This window comes from Mesorhizobium sp. M1E.F.Ca.ET.045.02.1.1 (assembly GCF_003952485.1).
GTDB lineage: Bacteria > Pseudomonadota > Alphaproteobacteria > Rhizobiales > Rhizobiaceae > Mesorhizobium.
Window position 1 is genome coordinate 6272247 of the sequence record NZ_CP034447.1, and the last position, 22703, is coordinate 6294949.

The 22703-nt window shown below is 63.8% G+C and carries 26 protein-coding genes and 3 pseudogenes; 14 read left to right on the plus strand and 15 right to left on the minus strand.

The window, feature by feature from the left end; translation table 11 throughout:
• Positions 1-248 precede the first annotated feature (248 nt).
• Complete coding sequence (locus EJ070_RS30560; protein ID WP_245464721.1) at positions 249-530, minus strand: hypothetical protein; 282 nt, start codon at positions 528-530, stop codon at positions 249-251.
• Between the two features lie 241 nt (positions 531-771).
• A pseudogene (locus tag EJ070_RS30565) lies at positions 772-2761 on the minus strand (BTAD domain-containing putative transcriptional regulator).
• 170 nt (positions 2762-2931) lie between these two features.
• Between EJ070_RS30565 and EJ070_RS30570 the strand changes: the two are divergent.
• Positions 2932-3174 carry a DUF1127 domain-containing protein gene (locus tag EJ070_RS30570; RefSeq protein ID WP_126094686.1) on the plus strand — a complete coding sequence of 81 codons (243 nt, stop codon included), beginning with the start codon at positions 2932-2934 and terminating at the stop codon, positions 3172-3174.
• 82 nt (positions 3175-3256) lie between these two features.
• On the opposite strand, the gene EJ070_RS30575 is transcribed toward EJ070_RS30570, so the two are convergent.
• From EJ070_RS30575 to EJ070_RS30585, 3 genes are all read right to left on the minus strand, one after another.
• Complete coding sequence (locus tag EJ070_RS30575; RefSeq protein WP_126094687.1) at positions 3257-3589, minus strand: hypothetical protein; 333 nt, start codon at positions 3587-3589, stop codon at positions 3257-3259.
• A gap of 318 nt (positions 3590-3907) precedes the next feature.
• Entirely contained in the window at positions 3908-4639 is a 732-nt protein-coding gene (locus EJ070_RS30580; protein WP_126094688.1) for an SDR family oxidoreductase, read from the minus strand.
• A gap of 34 nt (positions 4640-4673) precedes the next feature.
• Positions 4674-5159, minus strand: a complete 486-nt coding sequence (locus tag EJ070_RS30585; protein WP_126094689.1) for a VOC family protein — start codon at positions 5157-5159, stop codon at positions 4674-4676.
• Positions 5160-5278: 119 nt separating this feature from the next.
• Between EJ070_RS30585 and EJ070_RS30590 the strand changes: the two genes are divergently transcribed.
• From EJ070_RS30590 to EJ070_RS30625, 8 genes are all read left to right on the plus strand, one after another.
• Positions 5279-6166, plus strand: a complete 888-nt coding sequence (locus tag EJ070_RS30590) for a transcriptional regulator GcvA (protein ID WP_126094690.1) — start codon at positions 5279-5281, stop codon at positions 6164-6166.
• Between the two features lie 328 nt (positions 6167-6494).
• Positions 6495-7493 (plus strand): L,D-transpeptidase, encoded by a 999-nt coding sequence (locus EJ070_RS30595; RefSeq protein ID WP_126094691.1) that lies wholly within the window; start codon positions 6495-6497, stop codon positions 7491-7493.
• A 191-nt stretch (positions 7494-7684) separates the two neighbouring features.
• Positions 7685-8098, plus strand: a complete 414-nt coding sequence (locus tag EJ070_RS30600) for a cupin domain-containing protein (RefSeq protein WP_126094692.1) — start codon at positions 7685-7687, stop codon at positions 8096-8098.
• Between the two features lie 162 nt (positions 8099-8260).
• Complete coding sequence (locus EJ070_RS30605; RefSeq protein ID WP_126094693.1) at positions 8261-10699, plus strand: FAD-dependent oxidoreductase; 2439 nt, start codon at positions 8261-8263, stop codon at positions 10697-10699.
• Between the two features lie 98 nt (positions 10700-10797).
• Positions 10798-11121 carry a DUF2934 domain-containing protein gene (locus EJ070_RS30610; protein ID WP_126094694.1) on the plus strand — a complete coding sequence of 108 codons (324 nt, stop codon included), beginning with the start codon at positions 10798-10800 and terminating at the stop codon, positions 11119-11121.
• Between the two features lie 112 nt (positions 11122-11233).
• Positions 11234-12172 carry a S1/P1 nuclease gene (locus EJ070_RS30615; protein WP_126094695.1) on the plus strand — a complete coding sequence of 313 codons (939 nt, stop codon included), beginning with the start codon at positions 11234-11236 and terminating at the stop codon, positions 12170-12172.
• A gap of 194 nt (positions 12173-12366) precedes the next feature.
• A complete protein-coding gene (locus EJ070_RS30620; RefSeq protein WP_189350146.1) occupies positions 12367-12834 on the plus strand; it encodes an isoprenylcysteine carboxylmethyltransferase family protein in 468 nt (155 codons plus the stop codon).
• Positions 12835-12991: 157 nt separating this feature from the next.
• Positions 12992-13462, plus strand: a complete 471-nt coding sequence (locus EJ070_RS30625; protein WP_126095971.1) for a nucleoside deaminase — start codon at positions 12992-12994, stop codon at positions 13460-13462.
• A gap of 32 nt (positions 13463-13494) precedes the next feature.
• Here the strand turns inward: EJ070_RS30625 and EJ070_RS30630 are convergent.
• The 3 genes and pseudogenes from EJ070_RS30630 to EJ070_RS30640 form a co-directional block, all read right to left on the minus strand.
• Positions 13495-13578 (minus strand): annotated as a pseudogene (locus tag EJ070_RS30630) (GFA family protein); the annotation flags it as partial.
• Positions 13579-13618: 40 nt separating this feature from the next.
• A complete protein-coding gene (locus tag EJ070_RS30635; protein WP_126094697.1) occupies positions 13619-13891 on the minus strand; it encodes a PilZ domain-containing protein in 273 nt (90 codons plus the stop codon).
• Positions 13892-14054: 163 nt separating this feature from the next.
• The gene (locus EJ070_RS30640) at positions 14055-14534 is read right to left on the minus strand and encodes a MarR family winged helix-turn-helix transcriptional regulator (protein WP_126094698.1); all 480 of its coding nucleotides are present in this window, start codon (positions 14532-14534) and stop codon (positions 14055-14057) included.
• A gap of 97 nt (positions 14535-14631) precedes the next feature.
• On the opposite strand from EJ070_RS30640, the pseudogene EJ070_RS30645 reads away from it, so the two are divergent.
• Both EJ070_RS30645 and EJ070_RS30650 read left to right on the plus strand, forming a co-directional pair.
• Positions 14632-15001 (plus strand): annotated as a pseudogene (locus EJ070_RS30645) (antibiotic biosynthesis monooxygenase family protein).
• A 10-nt stretch (positions 15002-15011) separates the two neighbouring features.
• On the plus strand, positions 15012-15482 hold the full coding sequence (locus EJ070_RS30650; RefSeq protein WP_126094699.1) for a hypothetical protein: 471 nt from the start codon (positions 15012-15014) through the stop codon (positions 15480-15482).
• Here EJ070_RS30650 and EJ070_RS30655 read toward each other — a convergent pair.
• The 3 genes from EJ070_RS30655 to EJ070_RS30665 are packed head-to-tail and all read right to left on the minus strand — an operon-like array spanning position 15479 to position 17785.
• The gene (locus EJ070_RS30655) at positions 15479-16195 is read right to left on the minus strand and encodes an ABC transporter permease (protein ID WP_126094700.1); all 717 of its coding nucleotides are present in this window, start codon (positions 16193-16195) and stop codon (positions 15479-15481) included. The genes EJ070_RS30650 and EJ070_RS30655 overlap by 4 nt on opposite strands.
• Complete coding sequence (locus EJ070_RS30660; RefSeq protein ID WP_126094701.1) at positions 16192-17520, minus strand: cation diffusion facilitator family transporter; 1329 nt, start codon at positions 17518-17520, stop codon at positions 16192-16194. Before EJ070_RS30660 ends, EJ070_RS30655 begins: the two co-directional genes overlap by 4 nt.
• 7 nt (positions 17521-17527) lie before the next feature.
• Complete coding sequence (locus EJ070_RS30665) at positions 17528-17785, minus strand: metal-sensing transcriptional repressor (protein ID WP_126094702.1); 258 nt, start codon at positions 17783-17785, stop codon at positions 17528-17530.
• A 168-nt stretch (positions 17786-17953) separates the two neighbouring features.
• On the opposite strand from EJ070_RS30665, the gene EJ070_RS30670 reads away from it, so the two are divergent.
• Positions 17954-18160: a DUF3606 domain-containing protein gene (locus EJ070_RS30670; protein WP_126094703.1), complete on the plus strand. Its 207-nt coding sequence runs from the start codon at positions 17954-17956 to the stop codon at positions 18158-18160.
• Between the two features lie 96 nt (positions 18161-18256).
• On the opposite strand, the gene EJ070_RS30675 is transcribed toward EJ070_RS30670, so the two are convergent.
• Positions 18257-18406 (minus strand): hypothetical protein, encoded by a 150-nt coding sequence (locus tag EJ070_RS30675; RefSeq protein ID WP_095770090.1) that lies wholly within the window; start codon positions 18404-18406, stop codon positions 18257-18259.
• A 205-nt stretch (positions 18407-18611) separates the two neighbouring features.
• On the opposite strand from EJ070_RS30675, the gene EJ070_RS30680 reads away from it, so the two are divergent.
• On the plus strand, positions 18612-18794 hold the full coding sequence (locus EJ070_RS30680; RefSeq protein WP_189350148.1) for a hypothetical protein: 183 nt from the start codon (positions 18612-18614) through the stop codon (positions 18792-18794).
• A 234-nt stretch (positions 18795-19028) separates the two neighbouring features.
• Here EJ070_RS30680 and EJ070_RS30685 read toward each other — a convergent pair whose 3' ends face one another.
• Complete coding sequence (locus EJ070_RS30685; protein ID WP_126094704.1) at positions 19029-20576, minus strand: CYTH and CHAD domain-containing protein; 1548 nt, start codon at positions 20574-20576, stop codon at positions 19029-19031.
• A 252-nt stretch (positions 20577-20828) separates the two neighbouring features.
• Between EJ070_RS30685 and EJ070_RS30690 the strand changes: the two genes are divergently transcribed.
• On the plus strand, positions 20829-21290 hold the full coding sequence (locus tag EJ070_RS30690) for a phasin (RefSeq protein ID WP_126094705.1): 462 nt from the start codon (positions 20829-20831) through the stop codon (positions 21288-21290).
• Between the two features lie 205 nt (positions 21291-21495).
• Here EJ070_RS30690 and EJ070_RS30695 read toward each other — a convergent pair whose 3' ends face one another.
• Positions 21496-22341, minus strand: a complete 846-nt coding sequence (locus tag EJ070_RS30695) for an MFS transporter (protein WP_245464723.1) — start codon at positions 22339-22341, stop codon at positions 21496-21498.
• The gene (locus EJ070_RS37275) at positions 22257-22691 is read right to left on the minus strand and encodes a hypothetical protein (protein WP_245464724.1); all 435 of its coding nucleotides are present in this window, start codon (positions 22689-22691) and stop codon (positions 22257-22259) included. The genes EJ070_RS30695 and EJ070_RS37275 overlap by 85 nt, the downstream gene beginning before the upstream one ends.
• Positions 22692-22703 lie beyond the last annotated feature (12 nt).

The following is a 22703-nucleotide window of genomic DNA, read 5'->3' on the forward strand; positions in this document are numbered from 1 at the left end:
AATCACGTTAAGGATTTCAGCAGCTTACGGGGCACCGGGTAGAGATGGGCGAGCAGGCCCCCGGCGGGCTCTTCGCCGTCGGAGTTGAGGCTGCCCGCAGGTTCGGCCGAACGGATCGTCCCGACCCTGCCCCGCTGCTTCGATTGGTAGAAGGAAGCTGCCAAATCGACCGAAGCTGCCGGCGCGCGCCTGAAATCGGGCGCGCGTCACGGCGGTCGAGGTAGCGTCCGACGCTGGACCGGTCGAGATCAGTGCGGCGCGCCGTCTGACGAGTGCAGAAGTCTCCAGGTCAAGCCGATGCGACCATCGAACTTCGATGCAAAATGTTCGGCAGCGACGTCCTCCAAGCCATCATCGACAAGAGCCTCGACGCTTCGCCGCATCAAGGCGAGCTGCATCTCGCGAGCGTGCTCCACGTCCGTCTCCCTCATTATTTCGGTGACGTGGTAGGCGACAACGGGCTGGCCAAGGCAAGACATAAGTGCGCTCGCTTCGGCTGTCACCGCTGTAACTGCTTCTTCGATCTTCATTTTGGCGCTCCTCATCGACTTCGATGCTTGCGCCTCCCCGTGAGACGACGGTGTCCCGTCGCTTTTTTGGTCGGCCGCCTACAGGCGAACATCTCAAGTGCGCCGGTGCGACGACTCTTTTCCTGTTCAGGCTCCCGGAGCGAACCACCGTTTCGCTCCAAAATCAGTATCCTCCAAGATCGAATTAAAGGCGATCGGATAGTTAATCGATGGTTAACGGAGACGATCGCATCTTAAGCGATCAGCGTTCGGGCAATCCCGCCTGAATCAAGGCTTCGACCACCTTGTCCGCCCATTCCGGCGTGTTCCGAAAGATAGGCAGCGACCGGTATCGCTCGATCGTGAAGCCCGGTTGGGCGGTGAGCAGCTTTTGCGCGGCCCAGCGGGCGGTCTCCTGGTCGCCGTTCATCGCCGACCAGGCCGCGAGGTATCGATAGGACATGATGATGTCGGGATGGGCGGCGATCACCTCGCGGGCGATGGCGACGGCCTGGGAAAGGGAACCTGTCTTGGCCAGGGCTGTGGCCATTCCCAGTCTCATGTTGAATGCGAACGGATCCATCGGGCTCAGCGTCATCGCCCGCTGGAACCGGCGCGCGGACGGCTTCGTCCTTGTAGATAGCGATCCAGCCATGGCGTGCCCATGCCCAAGCATTGTTCGGATCGAGCGCGAGCGCTCTTTCGATGAAGGTGGTGGCGCGCTCCTGCTCGCCGCACATGCTCAATGCCGATCCGGCGGCGGCCAAAGCGGTCGGATCGTCGCCGATCGAGCCCGCGGCTTCGACCGCCGCGCGCGCCCTTTCCAGCTCCCTTTCCGGCTGCTCGGCCCACAGATACGCGGCGTTCGAGGCGCAGCACCACGCCAGAAGCGCATGCGCGCGACCATAGGCCGGATCGATGGCAATCGCTCTCTTGAGCAGCTCTATTGCCTGGTCGTTGGTGTCCTTGCGGCGGCCCCAAATGTTCGGATAGGCGCGCATGACGAAATCATAGGCCCGCAGGCTGGTCGGCGGCTTGCGCCTGGCAAGCTCGATCTCGGCGCCGCGGATGGCCGGATGCATGGCGCCGGCCACCTGCGCCGCGATCCTGTCCTGGAACTCGAAAACGTCCTCGGTCGCGCCCTCGTAGCGCTCGGACCACAATTGTGTCCGAGTGTCGGCATCGACGAGCTGCACGGAAATGCGCAGCCGGTCGCCGCCCCGCCGAACCGTGCCTTCGACCACGTAATTCACGCCGAGTTCCCGGCCGACCTCGCGCACGTCGGCGAAGCGTCCCTTATAGGTGAAGGCGGACTGGCGTGCGATGACGAAGAAATCCCGGATGCGCGAAAGCGCGGCGGTGATCTCCTCGACAACGCCGTCGGCGAAATACTCGTCCTCCGCCCCGCCGAGATTGTCGAAAGGCATCACCGCCACCGATGGCTGGTCTTGCGGTCTCGCGGGCGTGGCGACAGGCTGGACCGGCTGGGCGGTGTCGTGCGTCGACGTGGTCGGGCGATTTCCGCTCCGCGTTTGCAGCGACGCCGCCAGTGACTGCGTCTGCGCCTCGGGCTCCACGCCCAGATACTTCTTCAGCGCCGCGCGGCAGGTCTCGAACTGACGCAAGGCCGCGTTTTCGTGGCCCCTCGCTGCATGGATGCGCATCAATGCCCGGTGCGCAGGCTCCGCGGTCGGATCCGAGGCAAGCAGCCTTTCCGCCAGCCGTTCGCAAGCTGCTTCATCCGCGGATCCGGCTTCGGGCGGCGCAAGGCTCAGGCGCTCCGCCAGCTGCTGCGCCTTCTGCCGGTATCTCACCTGATATGGGCTGAACCATTCATCCAGGCCGTCGGGAATGGCTTCGCCCGCAAGCACATCGCCACGGTAGAGGTCGGCGGCGCAGGCGAGGTCCGCCGTCCCGCTTTCGGCGAGCTGGCGCTCGAAGAGCCAGATATCGGCTTCGTCCGGGCCGGCGGTCAGAGCCACCGTTTCCTGATCTCCGTCGATGGAAATGGCCGCATTGGCGGCGGCGGGAAACCATCGCCTGATGTCGGCCAGCGCCTGGCGCAGGCTGTTTCGCGATTGCGCATCGCCCCGTCCCGGCCAAAACCCTTCGCAAAGCCGTTCGCGATGGTGGCCGCGGCGACCCGCCAGGACCAGGGCGGCAAAAAGAAGCGCCGACTTGCGCGTTGCGAAGCGGACGGGCTGCCCCTCTGCCGAAGTCACTTCGAGACCGCCAAGCAACCGGATGCGCACGACGCCCCTCCGAATTTCGAACGCGCCGGCAGAATAGCATCTTCGCCGGTCGATTTAACGCGGATTTAACGGCGGCCCGCCGGACTGCCCCCAATGGTTCACGCCTGGCTGAACAGCCGCAAATCGCGTGTGTGACAAGCTGCCACCGTAATCTGGAACGGGAGAGCAAAATGGCACACACGGACACTCACGCGGAGACCCGCGCATCGAAATACCGGCTGCTTGGGGCAGCGTCGAACAGCATGGCGACAGCAGTCGCTGCCTGCACGGCCTGGCGGCGCACGATCGCAGGGCGCAGGGCGTTAGCAGACCTGACGCCCGACCAGTTGAAAGATATCGGCTGCTCAGAGTCCGATCAGCGAAAGTTCGTCGTAGGAGCCAGCCTCTGGACCGATCTGATGTCGATGAGGTGAGGTCGGCGAAATTCGAAGGACCGGCGGCGCGACTGCCTGGGTGTGCCGATCGGCTGCCGGCGCGCCTGCCCCGGTCGCGTCCTCAACGCGAGGGCAGTAGAGAGACCTTCACCCGTGGTGCGAAGAAACAGCGCAAATAGGGCTGATTGGTTATGACGTAGTTGTTCTCGCAGATATGGTATTGGTCGTCCGGCGATTCCTGCACCCGGTCTCGCGGGATGTTGAAATCATCGGGCAAATAAACGTAGCCGCCGTCGACCCGGGACTGCACCGACGACTGCGGTATGGGACGGCAATCAAAACCGCCGCAACACTTGAATTTCGTTACCGGATCGACCTTGTTTTCGTACCAATCATGAGCATTGGCGCCTGTCGCGGCGGCAAGGCACATAGCTGTGAGGATGAACCTTCGCATGGCATTCCTCGAATATGCGGAGGCGCTGCACGCTCGAGCATCATGTATATTAGCGTTCTGCTAGAAAAGCCATTAGTCCGTGAATGCCCAACAAGGCCACCGCGGTCTGCATCGGCGGCGGGCGGGCGGCATCTGGGCCGATATGCAGGGCGCCGGCATCACAGGCTGAAGATCGGCGAAGCTCCGTAGACAGACGTCCGGCTACGCGTCGGCTGCATCTACGGAAGGCAAACAGCGTGAGGACTGGTTAGCTCCCGGCCAAAACAAAGGGCGCTTGGGTCGAAACCGGACTTCGAACCAGCCTTCTGCCTTGCCCGCTCAGACCAGCCGCTGCCCGCCATCGATGTGGATCGTCTCGCCGGTCATGAATGCGTTCTGCATCAGATAGAGATAGGCGGGCGCAACATCGGCAGGTGTCGCGATCTTTCCCGCCGGGATGCGGGCGCCCATCTGGTCGAAATAGCCTGCCTTGGCCTCGCCGACGATCTCGTCCCACATCTCGGTATCGACCCAGCCGGGCGAAACGATGTTGACGCGGGTCGGCGCAAGCTCGAGCGCCAGCGCGCGGGCGAAATAGGTGAAGGAGCCGGCGATCGCCGAGACGACCGAGCCGCCGGGAACCGGCGGTCGGTCCTTGTTTATACCGGAGGTGAAGGTCATGGAGCCGCCTTTCCTCAGCGTGCGCACGGCGTGCTTGGCCAGCATCACGGCGCCGACCAGCTTGCCGTCGACGAACTGGCGCACGAAATCCATGTCGGCCTCGCCGATCGGATAGTTGGGCGGCGGCGTGCCGGCCGTCGCCACCAGATGATCGAAGGCGCCGGCTTCGTCGAACAGGTGGGCGACGTCCCCCTCGTTGGCCATGTCGGCCGCAACGCCCATCACGCGCCCTGCCCCGGCGAGTTTCGCTACGGCGGCCTTCAGCTTGTCCGCCGAACGGCCGGCGATCACCACCTTAGCGCCACCTTCGAGCGCTGCCACCGCCACGCCGAAACCGATGCCGGAGCTGCCTCCGACGACGATGATTTTCTTGTCCCTGAGCGTGGTCATGGGGTCCTCCGTCTTCCAGCTATGGGGTTGAAAATTATGCGCGGCCGGCGTGGGCCGCTTCGATATCGGCGAGGATGATCTTGCTCATCTTGTACATCGCCTGCCGCGCCCGGTCGGCCTTCTCACGGTCCGGATCGTTCATCAGGCGCAGCGCCGGCTCCGGGATGACCTGCCAATAGACGCCGAATTTGTCCTTGAGCCAGCCGCAGGGTTTTTCCGAGCCGCCGCCTGCAGTCAGCGCATTCCAGTAGTAGTCGGTCTCGGCCTGGTCGCTGGTCTCGACGTAGAGCGAGATCCTTTCATTGAAGGGCGGCACCCCGCCGGCGTTGAGCGCGGTGAAGCGCTGCCCTTCGAGCTCGAAGTCGAAGATCGCGTGCGGCACCGTCCCGTTGGTGCCGCCGACGAAGTCGGTGAATTCGATCGCGCCCAGCGCCCGGCCGTTCCTGAACACCGACAGATAGAAGTCGCGCGCCTCTTCGGCATCGAGGTTGAACCAGAGGAAGGGATGAACGGTAGCCACGTTTGCCTCGTGATTTTTGATCACAAATCCTGTGAGGATTTTTGGCTGGCAAAAGCTCGACAGACAAACCAAAATTTAGCAAGTATTTGTTACCGTCACTCACAAATGACTTTCTCGCCGTGACCCGCAAGCTGCCGCCGTTGAATGCATTGCCGGCCTTCGAGGCCGCCGCGCGCCACCTGAATTTCTCCAGGGCGGCAGACGAGCTCAACGTCACGCATGGCGCCGTCAGCCGCGCGGTAAAACATCTCGAGGACCAGCTCGGCGTGCAGCTCTTCGAGCGCGCGACGCGCTCGGTGCGCCTCACCCCTGTCGGCGAGCCCTATGCGCGGGCGGTGCGCGAGGCGCTCGACCAGCTCTCGGTCGCCACCCACACGGCGACCTCCCGCCTCTCTGGCTCGACCTTGAATGTCAGCACGTCGGACGGCTTTGCCGGAAAATGGCTGGTGCCCCGGCTCTACCGATTCCATCGGGCGCATGCCGACATCGACGTACGCGTCTCGACCACCGGCAAGCTCACCAATTTTCGCGGCGACGGCATCGATGTCGCCATCCGTTACGGCAGCGGCGATTATCCGGGGCTGACGTCGGAATTCCTCACCGGCGAGGAGGTTTTTCCCGTCTGCAGCCCCAGGCTCCTGGAGGGACCGCATCCGCTCAAGAAGCCTGAGGACCTCAAACATCACACGCTGATCCGCGACGGCTATCGGATCGACTGGGCGGCTTGGCTTGCCAGCGCCGGCGTCGAGGGCGTCGACCCGAACAGCGGGCTCACCTTCGATTCCGCCACCTTCGCGGTGGAATCGGCCGTGCAGGGCGAAGGCGTGGTGCTTGGCCGCACCATGCTGGTTTCGGCCGACCTCGCCACCGGCAGGCTGGTTCGGCCTTTCGACCACGCGTTGAAAGCCGTCTCCAGCTTCTACCTCGTCTACCCACCAGAGGCGATCCGCCAGCGCAAGGTGAAGGCTTTTCGGGATTGGTTGTTTTCGGAGATCGGGCCGGGCTGAGTTCAGCGACCGTCTGCACAGCGCCTTGCTGCCTTCGAAACATGGCAGCCAGCCTGCACTTCCTGCGGCAATGGGGCAACCGACGGCGTGGGCGGGGGGCGTTGGGGGCCGCCGGTTACCCAGGACGGGGGGCCATGGAATCAGAAAATGCATAGGCCCTGGGACGATTATGCCAGCAGTTCGCGTTCTTGGGAACTGGTTCCAGCTTTAAATTCAAACGCCTATGGCCAAAATTGCACATCCGGGATGATCTTCAAGCGCTTCCGCGACAGGAACCAGATCGGCCGTGCCGCGTCATAAAGACAGGTTCCTGTCGAGGAGCAGCACGATGATCAGGCTCCTTCTTGTCGTCGCGGTGGCGCTCGCGTTTGCATGCGGCGGGACGCAGGCAACAAAGCTGGACCTCGACGCTGTCAACCAAGCGCAATTCAGCGAAGGCGAACCGAAGGGCGTCGATCCGATGCTGCTCAAGGCGCAGATCCTTCTGGATCGCGCCCGCTTCTCCCCCGGCCTGATCGACGGCCGCCTTTCGGACAATTTTGCCAAGGCCGTCGCGGCCTTCCAGGCGGCGAGCGGATTGCCCTCGGACGGCAAGCTCACGCGCGAGACCTGGGACAAGCTCGCGGCGACGTTCGCCGGCCCGGTGCTGATCAACTACGAGGTCAGGCCCAAGGACGTGCGCGGGCCTTTCACCAAGCGTATCCCCACCCGGATGGAGAGGATGGCACACCTCAGGCGGCTCGGCTACCGCAACGCGCGGGAAAGACTGGCGGAGCGCTTCCATGTCAGCGAACAAGTGCTGCGGATGCTCAATCCCGGCAACGGTTTCAGGAAAGCCGACACGACCCTGGTCGTGCCCGATGTCGGCCGCGGCGATCCTCCAGCGGCCGTCGCGAGCGTCGAGGTCGACAAGGCGTCTCGCCAAGTGCGGGTGCTCGATCCGTCGGGCAGGCCGCTCGCGGTCTACCCCGCCTCGATCGGCAGCGAGGAAAAGCCGGCGCCGAGCGGCACGGCGGAGGTCCGGCGCGTGGTGCACAACCCGACCTATCGCTACAATCCGAAATTCGCCTTCAAAGGGGTCAGGAGCAAGCGGCCCTTCACCATCGCCAAGGGGCCGAACAATCCGGTGGGCTCGGTGTGGATCGATCTCTCCATCGAAAGCTACGGCATCCACGGCGCGCCCGAGCCCGGCAAGATCGGCACGACCTTCTCGCATGGCTGCATCCGGCTGACCAACTGGGACGCCGAAGACCTCGCTGCCATGGTCAAGCCGGGTACGAAGGTCGACTTCAAGGACGAGACCGCGCAGGACGGGCAAGCGCAGTGAAACGGCAGTCGTTGCGAACCTCTACCACCCCTGCTGCAAATCCGGCACGCCTTCGAGCTATATATTAGCGACTTCTTGACTAAATCGCCAACCGAACCACACTGCCGGTTGCGGCCATCCAAGGTCAGGGCGGGAACGCCTGAACCGGCGCGAGGCAGACGCCGCAGATCGACATGTGAGGAACCGCTATCATGCGCATGCGCTACTCAAGAATCTTTGCAGATTCAGACGGAGGATCACGCTTCGTTGATGTGGAGACAGAGCTCGAGCTTGGCTTTGCCGCGCCACCGGCCGAACCGCTTTACGCCGCGAAGCTGTCGCCCGCCTCGGAGGCTTTCTGGATGGGTGCGGTGCCGACCTGGAAAGGCGACGTCCCTCACACAGCCCCGCGTCGTATGGCCTTCGTAACAGTGCTAGGGGAGTATCAGATTACCGCCACCAGTGGCGAAACGAGGAAATTCCCCCCCGGAAGCGTGCTTCTCATCGAGGACACCACGGGGGCTGGCCACATGACCAGGAACATCAGCGCAGGTGACACAATCGTGCTCGCCGTCGCACTGGCAAGCCAGGCACAAGCGGTCAAAGAGAAAGCTGCCGGTGGCTAAGCCGACTGCCTGAGGTCCCACCAAGTCGGGAAAACTGCCGGGCGAACTGATGCATAAGCCCTATTTATCATGACCCCAAATATTTGAAGTCGTTACATGGCCTTTTCGCGCCTGTAGCTTCGACAGCGGTCTTTCTCCGGACGCTCGAAAATTGGTGGCCTGATGCAAACACATGCGCGGGTGGTGGTCGTTGGCGGCGGGTGCGTCGGCGCGGGTATTCTCTATGGCCTGGCCAAGCGCGGCTGGACCGACGTCGCGCTGCTGGAGCGCACCCAGCTGACGGCCGGCTCGACCTGGCATGCGGCGGGCCTGATCCCCTCCTATGCCCGCAACATCAATGTCGGCCGGATGATCAGGAAGACCATCGAGATCTATGAAGGGCTGGAGGCCGAGACGGGGCAGCCGGTCGGATGGCACAAATGCGGCCAGTTGCGCATCGCCAATTCCAGGGACCGGCTCGACGAATTCAAGAGCTATATGAGCGTGGCCGAAGTCCAGGGCATGCGAGCTGAGTTGCTGACGCCGGCCGAGGTCAGGGAACTTTGCCCGCTTCTTGACAACGACCATATGCTGGGCGCGCTCTACCACCCGGACGACGGCCATATCGCGCCGGCCGATGTGACGCATGCCATGGCCAAAGGCGCGCGGGATCTGGGTGCTAAGGTCTACTTGAACACCGAGGTCACCGGCTTCAAGCGGACGCCCGGTGGCGAGTGGCTCGTGCAGACGAACAAGGGCGACGTCACCTGCGAGCACCTGATCTGCGCGACCGGCAATTACGCGCGCCAGACCGGTGCGCTGCTCGGCCTCGAAATCCCGGCGATTCCGATCCTGCACCAGTACTGGATCACCGAAGCCGTGCCGGAGGTCATCGATCGCAAACGGCAGGGTCGGCCCGAAATGCCGATCCTGCGCGACGAAGGGTTCGAGGGTTATCTACGCGAGGAAGGCGACGGCCTGCTGTTCGGCCCTTACGAGCGGACCGCAAACCTGAAGCTGTTCGCCGAGGACGGCGTCCCTTCCTGGTTCGGCGCCGATCTCGTCGAGGAGGATTTCGAGGCAGTGTCGTGGAACTGGGAGCAGGCCCTGCAGCTCGTCCCGGCGCTGGGACGCGTGGGCATCAAGGCCAATGTGCGCGGCCCCTTCCAGATGACGGCGGACGAGCTTCCGCTGATGGGACCGGCCTGGGGCCTGCCCAATGTCTGGCTGGCCGAGGGCGTGCCGGGCGGCATCCTGTGGGGCGGCACGATCGGCTACTATCTGTCGGAGCGGATCGTCGAGGGCGGCAACAGCCTGGACACATCCGACCTCGATCCGCGCCGCTTCGGCGACTACGCCAACAAGCCCTGGACGCGCGAAAAGGTGCGCGAAGCCTGGGGCACCCACGCCGAGCAGAAATATCCTGGGCAGGACATGCCCGCCGCCCGTCCGCAGAAGACCGCGCCCTCCTATGACCGGCTGACCGAGCTCGGCGCGGTGTGGGGCGTGCTCAACGGCTGGGAGATGCCCAACTGGTTCGCGCCGAAGGGCGTCGAGGCCAAGGACCAGCATAGCTGGCGCTGGACGCCCAAGGGCGTGTTCGTCGGCGAGGAAGTCCTGGCGGTGCGCAACGCCGTCGGCCTGGTCGAAATGACGCCGATGACCAAGTTCGAGGTGTCCGGACGAGGCGCGGCTGCATGGCTGGACAGGATCATCGCCAACCGCCTGCCCGCGGTCGGCAAGGTGACGCTGGCGCATCACCTCACGGCGAGAGGCGGCGTGCAGGCAGAGTACATGGTGGCGCGCCTCGCGAAAGACAGCTTCTACCTCATCTCGACGCCGCGCGCGGAGCGCTGGAACTTCGACGATCTTTCGAAACTGCTGCCCGCGGACGGCAGCGTCAGTCTGAAGAACGTCACCAACGATCGCGGCTGCTTCACGGTCGTCGGGCCGAACGCGCGAGACGTGCTGCAGCCGCTGACCGAGATCGATCTTTCGAACGAAAAGTTCCCCTGGTTCGGCGTGAAGACCGGCGGCGTCGCGTTGGCCAGCGACGTGCGGCTGCTGCGTGTGAACTACGAAGGCGAGCTCGGCTGGGAGCTGTACCATCCGATGGCCTACCAGCGGCAATTGCTGGATGCGATTCTGAAGGAAGGCGAGAAGCACGGCATGCGCCTGGTCGGGCTGCATGCGCTGGAGTCGCTCAGGCTGGAGAAATCCTATCGCGCCATGTACCGCGACATGAACCCGGAGCTCAACGCGCTGGAGAGCGGGCTCGAGCGTTTCATCCGCCTCGACAAGGGCGATTTCGTCGGACGCGACGCGGTCCTGAAATATAAGGATCGGAACAACCAGCGCCGCTCTGTCACACTCAAGATCGAAACCGACGGCGCGAGCACGCTTGCCTCCGAGGGGCTCTACATCGACGGCGAGCTGGTCGGGCGCATCACGTCGGGCGGCTACGCCTACGCGCTCGGGCATGACGTGGCGCTGGCGTTGTTGCCGGAGCGTTTTTGCAAACCCGGCACGAAACTCGACGTTGCGATCCTGGGGGAATGGAAGACTGCCGAAGTCATTGCGGATTCGCCCTACGATCCCACTTCAGCCAGGGCGCGGATGTAACGGGCGATCCTGAAGGCCTCCAAGGCGACTGGTCATCGCGTCGCCACGGATCGTTCCGCCCTGCCCTGCGTTGAGTGACAGGCACGGAGGACACGGCAATGGATGACGATCGGATCGAGAAGATCAGGCAGCGCGCCTATGAAATCTGGCAACGCGAAGGCAGCATCCACGGCGACCATGAGCGGCACTGGCACCAAGCCGAGATGGAAATCGATCGCGAGGCGGCCCTGCCGCTGACGGCGGACGACGCACTGCCTGAAACGCGCGAGGTCTCAAGTTCGGACATTCTGACGGCAGAGGCGCTCGCAACGCACACCGGCATAAGCAGCGGAGAAGCGCAGGAGTTGCTCGACCGGCTGGGCAACGACCGCGCGGCGATCGAGCAGGCGGCGCGGAACATCCAGGCGAAGCGGCGGCGCTAGTTTACGAGGAGTCCACCGACTGCCGGACCATCCTTTCGATAAGGAATCCGCTTGTCTCTAACACGCGCCTGCGTTGTACTTCCCGAGGTCGAAACTTCGAGGACGCAGGACTGTGGACTGGAAAGCGGCGGCGGTTTCCTGGCTCGCGACGATGGCGATGTGCGGCCAGGCGCTGGCCTGGGGCCAGGAAGGCCATGCGGTGATCGCCGAGATCGCGCAGCATAGGCTGAGCCAAAACGCCTATGACGTGATCGAGCAGCTCCTGCGTTCGCATCTCAAGCTCAAGCCGCCGGCGACGGTTTCGCTGGCCTCGGTCGCGAGTTGGCCTGACGACTACCGCGCCGAGAACCACAAGGAGACGTCGAACTGGCATTTCGTCGACATTCCGCTCGCCTCCAGGCCGGGCGACGCGAACGCCAGCACCACCGCCTACGACCCGGCGCGCGACTGCAAGGACGACGCGACCTTCGGCACCTGCCTGATGAAGGCGCTGCCGGCGCAGGAAAAGATCCTCGCCGATCCGAAGAAAAGCGGTGAGGAGCGCTGGCAGGCGCTCGCCTTCGTCATCCATCTGGTCGGCGACCTGTCGCAGCCGCTGCACTGCGTCGAGCGCCTGGACGGCAACCAGGGCGACCAGGGCGGCAACACGCTGACGGTGACCTTCAACGTCTCGCGGCCGAAGCCGGACGGCTCGACCTATCGCGACCTCTCTACCTTCCACGCGGTGTGGGATTCGAGCCTGATCCTGTTCAAATACTATGACTGGGGCAAGGTCGCGCTCGATCTCGAGACCGACGTCATCCCCAATCTCGCGCCGAGGCCTGCCGCCGAGCAGACGCCGGAGAAATGGCTGGCCGCGTGCCACGCAATTGCGGAGGACGCCTACCGCGCGCTGCCCAGGGGCACGTCGATCAGGGCGGACAACCCGCATGCGGTGATCCTCGACCAGGCCTATTTCGACAGGTTCTCGCCGGAAGCCGTCCAGCAGCTGGCGCTTGGCGGCTTGCATCTCGCCGCCGTGCTCAACGAGACGCTGGCGGTCGACAAGTAGGCGGCCGGCGAAGCGCTTTTCGAGCAGCGCCAAAGACGCAGCCGGCATATGCCGGCCACTGAGACGACAGGGTTGCGTCCCGGCGATGCGGACGGGATGCGCCTGGCAGGCGCCATCACCGATTGCCGCGCGGCACTTGCGGACGCATAGTAGCGGCACGGTATTGACGTGTGGGTCGACCCGCGGAAATGGCCATGAACGACGAGAAGGACAATCCCGAAGTAGCGGTGTTCCCGCCGCTGCTGTTCCTGGTGGCGCTGATCCTGATGCTGGCGCTGCGCCATGTCTTTCCGCTCGCGATCGGCGGCCGGCCACTGACCACGGTGCTGGGCATCGTGCTTGCGGCCCTTGCGATCGCCATCATCGCGTGGGGGCGCATGACGATGCAGCGCGCCGGCACAAATATCGAACCCACGAAGCCGACGCTCGCCATCGTCACCAGCGGCCCCTTCCGCTTCGTCCGCAATCCGCTGTATGTCGGCCTGATGGGCCTGCTCCTCGGGATCGGGCTCATCTTCGACACCTGGTGGGGCGTGCTCGCTGTCGTCCCGGTCTTCCTCATCCTGCATTTCGGCGTGGTGCTGCGCGAGGAGGCCTATCTCGAGCGCAAGTTCGGCGAGCCCTACCGCGCCTACAAGGCCAGCGTTCGCCGCTATCTGTGAAGCGATGCGGCCTCAAGACGAAACAGCGGCCGAATTCCTCGACGTCGGCGAGCGTCGGCACGTTTGCAAACCGGTTGGGACCTGATCACGGACGACAAGATCCAAATAGCTTGGCCGCCCCTTCCCACGCCGCCTCACGCGCCATAAAGTGCGCGACATGACGCGCGACCGGATGATCGCTCACCTATTCGAGGCAGATGCCGTTGCCCGCGGCGCGGTCGCGCATGGCCATCATCCGTTCGGCGCGGTGCTGGTCGGCCCCGACGACGCGGTCCTCATGCGCCAAGCCAATATCGACACCGTGCATCACGCCGAAACCGAGCTCGCGCGGCGTGCGGCGGCTGCCTATTCGCCGGAGTTTCTCTGGACCTGCACGCTGGTTTCAACCGGTGAGCCCTGCGCGATGTGCACCGGAACGCTCTACTGGGCGAATATCGGTCGACTGGTCTACGGCTTCGAGGAGACCAAGCTTCTCGCGCTGACTGGCGACCATCCCGAAAACCCGACGATGAGCCTGTCCTCGCGCGTTGTGCTCGGCTCCGGGCAGAAGAAAATCGAGGTTCACGGCCCCTTCCCCGAAATCGAGGACGAGCTTCTCTCCGCGCACCGCGACTTCTGGCGGCGGTAGCTTGGCGACCAAGGCGCGGGCCGCAATACCTTCTTGCGGCAGTCGAGACAATGGCAGATGCCGACCCCGTATGAGCGACCGGACGCCACAAGTCGAACATTGCCGTTGAGCCGGATAGCCCGTGTAACTGAATAGTGGAGCTGCGCCCTTGGGACGTCAGCCCTTCAGCGAATTGCTGTAGACCTGGACGCCGACGCGCTCGTTGCGGCGCCAGCGCACCACGGCGCGGTAGACGGCATCGTCGTCAGGGACAATGAGCGTGAAGCGGTCCGGCAGTTCCGCCTGCGCACCGACACGCAACTCGGCGCCATGTTCGTGCTGGTTGCGGATGGAGCACCTGATGCTGGCGTCGCCGGTGACGATCGTGGCCTCCTTCAGCACGAACTCTCGCGCAAAAAGACGGCGCTCGACGTGGGGAAAAGTGGCCATGATATACTCGTCCCGAAACTTCCTCGACGGGGCTCAGCCTCCCCTGCCCAGACGCCGCACCATAGCAGCAAGGCGTTTCCGTTCCGTTAGCGCTTTCTAATCGCAGCCGGCTCGGGCGGTCCCGTTTCCGCACACCGCGCCGCCTGCCGTCGAACCATAGCGATCAGGTCTGCTCTCCAGCATTTTTTTCATCGCCTTCGAACTTCTTCCGCAGCGCCTTCATGACGCGGCCGGCCGTCCGGATGTCTTCGAGGGGAAACCCGTCCGCGAGCGCGTTGACCCGTGGGTCGTACAAGCCGATGGCGTCGTCGTATGTCTGCTGTCCCCTATCGGTCAGCACGACAAGGTGCGCGCGGCGGTGATGCGGATTGGGCTCGAACCGGACGACCCCTTCCGCCACCAAGTCGTTGACGATGCGCTGCACATTCTGGCGGTTGGCGCCAAGATCGCGCGCGAGCCAAGCCACCGGCTGCGGCCGGTCCGCCGCAACGATGGCACCCAATATCTGCCAGCGGGCGCTTGTGAGCCCCAGCGGCGCCACAAGCCTGTCGCCCCAGGTCAAGATCAGGTTGTTGACCCTGAACAGGTCGAGAATGAGGTCGGTCAAGGCATCGCCAGTGAGGGTTCGCCTGCTTGCATCCATTTCGTCACCATAGAATTTATTTGACATCATAATGTCAATTAGATAGGGATCGATCGTACCAGATTGACATCATATAACCAAATTGTTGGAGACTGTCATGTCCCATAGGCGTCCTCTTGATCCCGCCTTCCCGATCGAACGCCAGCTCGGCCTCGAAGCCGCCCCCCTCGTGCTCGTGAAATGTCTTCACGCTGGACAACGCGGACGAGCCGACCTTCCTCCAGGCCTGGGAGAAGGATGCGAATTTCATGAAGCGGCAGCCGGGCTTCATCTCGACCCAGCTACACCGGGCGATCGGCGAGAGTCCGACTTATCTGAACTATGCAGTCTGGGAATCGACCGCGGACTTCAGGGCCGCGTTCACGCATCCGGAGTTCGTTGCAAAACTCTCGGCCTATCCATCCTCGGCAGTCGCCATGCCGCATCTCTTCCAGAAGGTCGGGGTGCCGGGCATCTGCGTCGCCTAGAGGAAAAGCCATGACCAAGCTCATCCATCCGGTGGCCGGCACACTCGCGCTCCTCACGATCGCGACCTTCTGGCTGTCGACGGCATTCAGCGAACTGTTTGCGTCCGAGGCAACCGTCATCGCGGTCAAGACGGCCATACCGTGGGGTCTCCTCTTGCTTATCCCCATGTTGGCGGTGACAGGAGGCTCGGGCTTCGCCTTGGCGAAGGGTGTGCGAACCGGCGTGATCGGCAAGAAGCTGAAGCGAATGCCGCTCATTGCCGCGAACGGTCTTCTGGTTCTCATCCCGGCGGCGCTGTTCCTCGCCTCCAAGGCCAAGGCAGGAGAGTTCGATACCGCCTTCTACGCGGTGCAGGCGCTGGAGCTGATAGCGGGCGCGACGAACATCACGCTGCTCGGTCTCAACATGCGCGACGGCATGAAGCTCACGCGGCGGCGGCGGAAACCTTCTTCGTCCTCGCAGGCGGCCGGCTCGAGCTAGATACCGAACGCTTGGTGCAGCGCCGCGCCGATGAGGATCAGCCCGGTCGCGACCTCCAGAAGCGTCGCGACGGCCGCTGTGCTCGACCCAAACCGGTCGAGGACAGCGACGGAGCCTTTGCGGAACAGGACCGCAAGGGCGACGACGATGCCAAGGGTAATCGCCACACCCGCCATCATCGCGACCGCGAAGACGAGGCCTGCCCATGGCACTCCGCGCGCAATCGCGAAAGTCATCACGAAAAGCGTCAGCGGACACGGGATGAGCCCCGCCATGACACCAACCGCTTCGCCTTCATGGGCAGTATGTTGGTGTCGGCCGCGCAGCGCGCGCCAGATCATCCAGACGCCGACGAGCCCGAGCAGCCCGCGGCTGAGGGCTTCCAGCGCCGGAGCGCGGCCGACGCTGCCCAGCGCGATCGAGACCAACGGCAACGCCAGCAGCGCAATCAGGACGGCAAGCGCGATATGCGTGAGGGAAAGCGCCAGCGATACCAGCAATCCACGCGACAGCCTCACCTGCGAGCCGGCGACATAGGCGGCAAGCAGCGTCTTGCTGTGGCCCGGCGTCAGCGCATGGGCGGCGCCAAACACCACACCCATCGGCAGCACGGCAAAAAGGGCGGGCCAACTGCCATCGGCGGCGAAGGATTTGAGATGCTGCGCCACCGCCAGATAGATTTCGCGCTGGTAATCAAAGAGCGCTTGTATCATCCATGCGCGTGCCCGTGACGGTGGCCGTCCGGCTCGGCCATGGCGAAGGGCAGATCCTCGCTGTCGGCGCCGGCCACCAGTTGCAGCCTGGCGCTGAATTCATGCGGCTCGGCCGGAGCGACCAGGCTCTGCAGATAATGGTGGTCGCCGCCGAGCGGCGACAGCGGCAGGCGCTCGACCCCGCCACCCGACCGCTCGATGGCGATGTTCGCCCGCAGGCCCTCGGCGTGGCGCGAGAGCCGCAGGCGCATGCGCTCGCCCTGCGGCGTGTCGACGATCTCCAGGAGCCCGCTGGCGAGCTTGCCGGACACCAGGAACGGGTCGGGCGCGTGATGGTGGCCACCTTCGGCCTGCGCCCCGGCAAAGCGCACCGTGACGACATCGAGGGCCGGGATGTGCGCGAAAAGCTCGGCTCTCAGCGACGCGGCGATGTTGTTCGCGGCGGCGAGCAGCAGCCCGTCATTGACAGCGATCGCCACGTCGACATGCAGCTTGTGGCCTAGCCACCGGGCCTTCGCCTCGACCAACTTGTCGATGCCCGCGACATGTTCGGCCGCGTGGTGGATTTCGGCGACGAGGCCGGGCTCCACCCCGTCCAGCATACGGGTCAGCACCGAGCGCGCCGACTGCCAGACGATGCCGAAAATGGCGAGGGTGATGATGAGGCCGATGATCGGGTCCGCCAGCGGAAAGCCGAGCCAGACGCCGATCGCGCCGATGACGACGGCGAGGCTGGTCAAGCCGTCGGTGCGGGCGTGATAGCCGTCGGCGATCAGCGCGGCGCTGTTGATCTCACGGCCGACGCGGATCCGGAATACGGCCACCGCCTCGTTGCCGAGGAAGCCGATGATGCCGGCAGCGGCAAGCCAGCCGAGGAACCGCACCGGCTGGGGGTTGAGCAGGCGGTCGATCGCCTCGTATCCGGCGACCAAGGCGCTCGCCAGGATGATGAGCACGATGGCGATGCCGGCGAGGTCCTCGACGCGGCCGAGGCCATAGGTGAAGGTCCTGGTCGGCTTGCGGCGCGCCAGCGCGAAGGCGATCCAGAGCGGTATGGCGGTGGTCGCGTCGGCAACGTTGTGGATGGTGTCGGCGAGCAGTGCCACGCTGCCCGAAAATACGACGACGACAAGTTGCAGCGCGGCCGTGAGCGCCAGGATCACGAACGACCATTTGATCGCCCAGATGCCGTGATCGGTCGTCGCGATCGTGGCGTCGATCACGCCATGCGTATGGCTGTGCGGACCGTGATGATCATGGCCGTGCCCGCCATGGCCATGACCATGTGACCCGAACCCGAACCAATCCAGAATTCTTGCCCACATGGCGGCCTCACAGATATTTGGTGAGCTGCTTCAGTTCCTTGAGCATATCCCTGGTCGGCTCGCCGCCTTCGACCAGGCAATGCTCCATATGATCGTGGATCAGTTCGCGCTTGGCGTTGCCGACCGCGCTTTCGACGGCATGAAGCTGTTGCGCGAGGTCCTGGCAGGAACGCCCCTGCTCGAACATGGTGAGCACGGCGGCCAGATGGCCGTGTGCGCGCTTGAGCCGGGCGATGATATCGGGATGCGAGCTGTGTATCGTCATGATCGATATCCTATCCCCCAGGGTAGGATATTACAATGGACCACCAGAGCCGCTGCCGACGCCTAACGGATTGGCCGCGGGTCTCGAGCGTCTGTCAGAACATCGCTTGGGAACAACTCGGAACCATGCCGTCGCGCGCGCCTTTCTTCTGGCAGGAGGAATATTCCGATGTCAGGCAATGAAAGCTCACGCGATGCCACTGATCACCTCTCGATCGGCGAGGATTTCGACGTCGCCCATTTCGCGAGGAAGTTCCAGCTTACGATCCCTGAGGCTCGGCAACTCTTTGCCAAATACGGCAATGATCGCGCGGTGCTGGAGCGCGAAGCCCACGCGCTTGGTTCACGCTCGAACGGCGACGACACGACGGACTAGAGCGCGCACCTGCTTGCTGCCCGCGAAATGCTGCGACATGGGCGATGACGCTGCGCATTCAAAGAGCCGATCATTGCCAGCGGACTTCAAAAGCCGCTAGTGACGCTTGAAGTACTGCACCTCGCGCTCGTGCTTCTCGGCGGCCTCCCGCGACTTGAAGGTGCCGAGGTTGCGGCGCTTGCCTGTCCTCGGATCGACCTTGCGCGAATAGAGACGGTATTCGCCGGATTTCAGCTTGCGGATCATGGCAGCCTCCTGTGACTTCGTGACTCTAACCTCCGGGGCTGTCCCGGGTTCCGGCAGGACCGAGCGTGATCCATTTCACGGAAGCGCCAAGCGAAATGTCGGAATCGACGCGCCAGCGACATAATTCGGTCGGATTATTTGTACTCAAATGACTTCCGCGACGTTATCTCTGCGTCGCGAGCGTGCAGGACTGGAGGAGGGTGAGATGGTGACGGCGAAGCTTCACGGTGTCGAACTCGTCAAGGGCCACAAGTGGACGGTGCGCGTAACCGCCTACGGCACCACGCTGATCTTCCCCTTCGAAGCCGAACAATATGCGCGCTCCTATGCCGACGGACAGGCTTTCCGCCTCGGCGTCGAAGTGGTCGAGCTGAAGGACTGCGCCTGAGGCTCCTTGCCCGTGCATGCCGCGACCGGAGCGGGTTCAAAACCGGCGGCCATTTGGGCACCTGGTCGCGGCACATCCGCTGGGCGCCAAATCGGACCTAAAGCGCGTCGCGATCTTTCAGATTCGCTCCCTGCGCTTTAGGTTTCTTGATTTTACGCATGTCTTTGTCCCGAAACCGGTTCCCACTTTCGGGAGACATGCTTTAGTGTCGCGTCGCTTTTGGCTTCCTTCCTCTCACTTCCAGAACGGATGGATCCCTTTTAGGTTTCGCCAAAGGGCCTTTGCGCCGCTCCAGCCATGTTCGGCGCGCGCCTGGCTCGCTCCGATCACCCAGCCGATGGCGCGCTGCGCGGTCGGATCGCCGGCGGTGGCATCCGTTCCCGGCAGCACCGTTTTGACAGTCGCGGCATCGTTCAAGTCCCCAAGGACCGTCTGAAGTTTCTTCATGCGCTTCAGGAACGGATCGACACGCTTTGCCGGGTAGAGCGAAGAGAAGAACTCGACTGCATAGCGCAGTTTCTTGAGTTCCTTGCGCAATTCGTGGCGCTGCTCTGGGTCAAGCGTCTCAATCCCGCGTGCGCGCTTGCGGACCCGCTTCCAGCGCTTGCCGAGCGCCTGGCCGGCCAACTGGGTGACCGGCTCTGCAAGCCGCGCGGTCTGGTCGAAATCCTGTGGAACGAGCCAGCCGCGTGTCTCCACGAACCGCGTCAGATCGATGAGGAACGCCTGCACACGCGCCCCGGCAAGCAGCTCGCGAAGGCGCTGGCGCACTTGCGTTGCCTGCCGTGAGAGCATGCCGGAAAGCGCGGCAAGACCTGGTTCATCCGGATGGGTTCCGGCCTCCCGCTGCACGATGTCGTTCGTCACCACATCGAGATCCCTTAGCCTCCCGACCTCCTGGCCAATCCAGCGCGCTTCGTCGTTAAGCCGTGTCATTTCCGGGCTCTCCAGCACCGGAGCGTAGACGGAGAACACGCTGCGCAAGCGGCGCAGGCCGATCCGCAACTGGTGCGGCCCTTCGGAATCCTCCAGCTTTCGGACCACCACGACATTGGTGGCGACCTGATCCAGGCACTCGCGCAAAATGTTGCGCGCCGCTTGCTCGGCGATCTCATCCGCATCGATCGCAACATCCTCGGCATTTCGAGGCGCCAGGAGCAGGTCGATCCGCCCCTCTTCTGCAAGGAGATAGCCGCGCGCCGCCTTGGAAAGCCGCGAGAACCTCAGCCCTCCATCGGGAAACAGCACATGCGCGATCTCGAACAATCCTGTCGGACTGCCTTCAAGGAGCTCGATCTCCACCTCGCTCAGGTCGGCCGACCGCCCCCCGGCGAGAATCTGGCCGACATCGACGGCCAGCTCCGCGCGGGTGCCGTCCGCAAGCGACAGTTCGCTGGCGGAACGCTTGATCACCGTCTCACAGACGGGCTGAAGCGGTGCGCCGTTGACGCATTGAAGGACCTCGTCGCGCACAGAGGCATCGGGAATCGCTTCAAGGCACACCCGACCTCCCGGCGCCGGGTTTTCCACCTCGCCGACCTGCGAAAGGCCACCGTGCAGTTCCGCTCTGGTCTTGACGGTCTGGACCCAGCGCCGCCCGTCGCGCCTGAGTCTCAACGCTATCCCCGCCTTCTTCAGCGCGTGTTCTGAGGTATCCAGATAGATGCTTCTCAGCGTTTTCGTCGTTGGGCTGCCTTTGGCCAGTCCCGACGCCTTGACGCGCACCCAGAATTCCTTGGGTGACGCTTCGTCGAGGATGAATTTCAGCTCGACTTCGCTCATGTGACGGATTTGTGCCAGTTCGGTTCCAGTCCTAACCCATCCGGCACGGACCGGCAACTGACCGTGGGGGGCCGGCGCCCTTCCGGTATGTGGTCGTGATTGTCTTAAGCGCCGTCATGCCCTTGCTGGCCAACCCCTGTTCGTGCAGCCGTTCGCGCAAATTCAGGTAGGCTTCACAAATCCGTTGCGACGGTTTCGTACATAAGGGAGGGGGCTTGTTTTCGAGACTACTCTCTGGAAGAGGATGGGAAAATGGCCAAGATCCCCGGCAAGACCGAAACGATCGAAAACACGGAATCCGCTACCTACGAGCCGTCCCAGGCTACCGAGCAGGTTCGCGCTGTCGCCGAGCAGGGCGTCGAGCAGGCGAAGGAAGCATTTTCCAAACTGGAATCGAACACCGAAACGACTCAAAAGGCTTTTGAGTCGACCCTTGAAGTGGCCAAGACAACCCGCAACGAGGTGTCACTGAAGACGATTGCCGTTCTGCGAGCCAATGCCGAAGCCGGCTTCAAGCACCTCGAAGCCCTGGTTGCCGTGAAGTCGCCGTCCGAGTTCTTCGAGCTGCAGGCCGCTTTCGTGAACAAACAGATTGACGCTTCCATCGAGCAGGCCAAGACCCTGCAGGCGGTGATGTTGAGAGCTGGTGAGGACGTATCCAAGCCGATCAAGGATGCCTTCGAAAAGGCCTTGAAGGACCTCAAGGCCGCTTGATGCTCGGGCAGTGAAGGCCCTCGGGAGCCGGCGCCGCGTTTGATCAACTGAAGGGCCGGCGTCCGAAGCCGAGCAATGTGCGCGCTCCTATGCCGACGGACAGGCCTTCCGCCTCGGCGTCGAAGTGGTCGAGCTGAAGGACTGCGCCTAAGAGCGATTCCAGGAAAAGTGTGCAGCGGTTTTCCGTCTGGAATTGCTCCAAGGATTATCGGCGCACGACCGCAACCAGACGGGCGCAGAGCGCCAGATTGACGGTCGCGGCCAATGCGAGCGTCATCAGCACGAGGTCGCAGCCGCCCGTCCCTAAAAGCAACGCCCCGATCGAAGGAGCCGCCGCCTGGACGATCAGACTCGGCGTGGCGAGCTTGCCCATGAGCGCGGCGTATTGCTGAGGGTCGAACAGCACCAGCGGCAGAGCGCCGCGCGCAATGGTATGAATGCCGTTGCCGGCGCCGTAAAGGATCAATGCCAAGGCGATGAGCGTCTGGCTTGCCAGGAGCAGCCAGACCCCAGCCGCAAGCAGCGACACCGACGCCAGCATCGTCCAGATCGGATGATGGCGGTTGCGGCCGATCAGCATTTCGGCCACCCGCGCGCCGACCTGCGACGGGCCGACGAGGGCGCCAAGGCCGACCGCGACCGCCAGGCTCACCCCGCGCAGTTGCAGGAGAGTGAGGAGGTGGACGGAGAGCATCGATGCAATCAGCGCCGATACGGTCTGGATGGAGGCAAGGAGGATGAAGCGTGTGCTCGCCCGGCCCGTGGTCGACGCCTGCTTCCGCTCGGCTGTTGCCGGCGCCGGCGTTGAGACCGGTGGCGGCGGCGGTATCACCCAAAGGTGAAGCGGCAGGCAGATCAACAGATGGATTGCCGCGTAAGAGAGGCACGTGACGCGCCATCCTTCATGCGCGACGAGAAAAGCGCTGAGCGGCCAGCAAACCGTGCTGGCGAAGCCGCCGAACAGCGTCAGGTTGGTGATCGCGCCGCGGGCGCCTTGCCCATAGAGGCGGCCGAGCGTGGCGAAGCCGGCATCGTAGAGGCCGCTCGACATGCCCAAGCCCATGAACAGCCAGGCCAGCAGGTAAGCGGATAGACGGTGGCCGCCGCCAGCAGCAGGTGAGCGGCGGCCAGGAGCAAGGAACTCGCGGCAAGCACCGGCCGGCCGCCGTGACGCTGGATCAGCCGGCCGATGATGGGCGACGCCAGCCCGGCAAGCAGGAGTCCGCAGGAGAGCCCGGCAACGACCGAAGCCAGCGACCAGCCCGTCTCGGCGGCGATCGGCGCGGCGAGCACCGCGGGCAGATAGTAGGACGATCCCCAGGCGAGGATCTGCGTGATGCCAAGCGCCGAGACGAGGACATGGCGGCTGCGGGCGACCGGCGCGCGAGCTTCCGCCTTCACGGATTGCTCAAA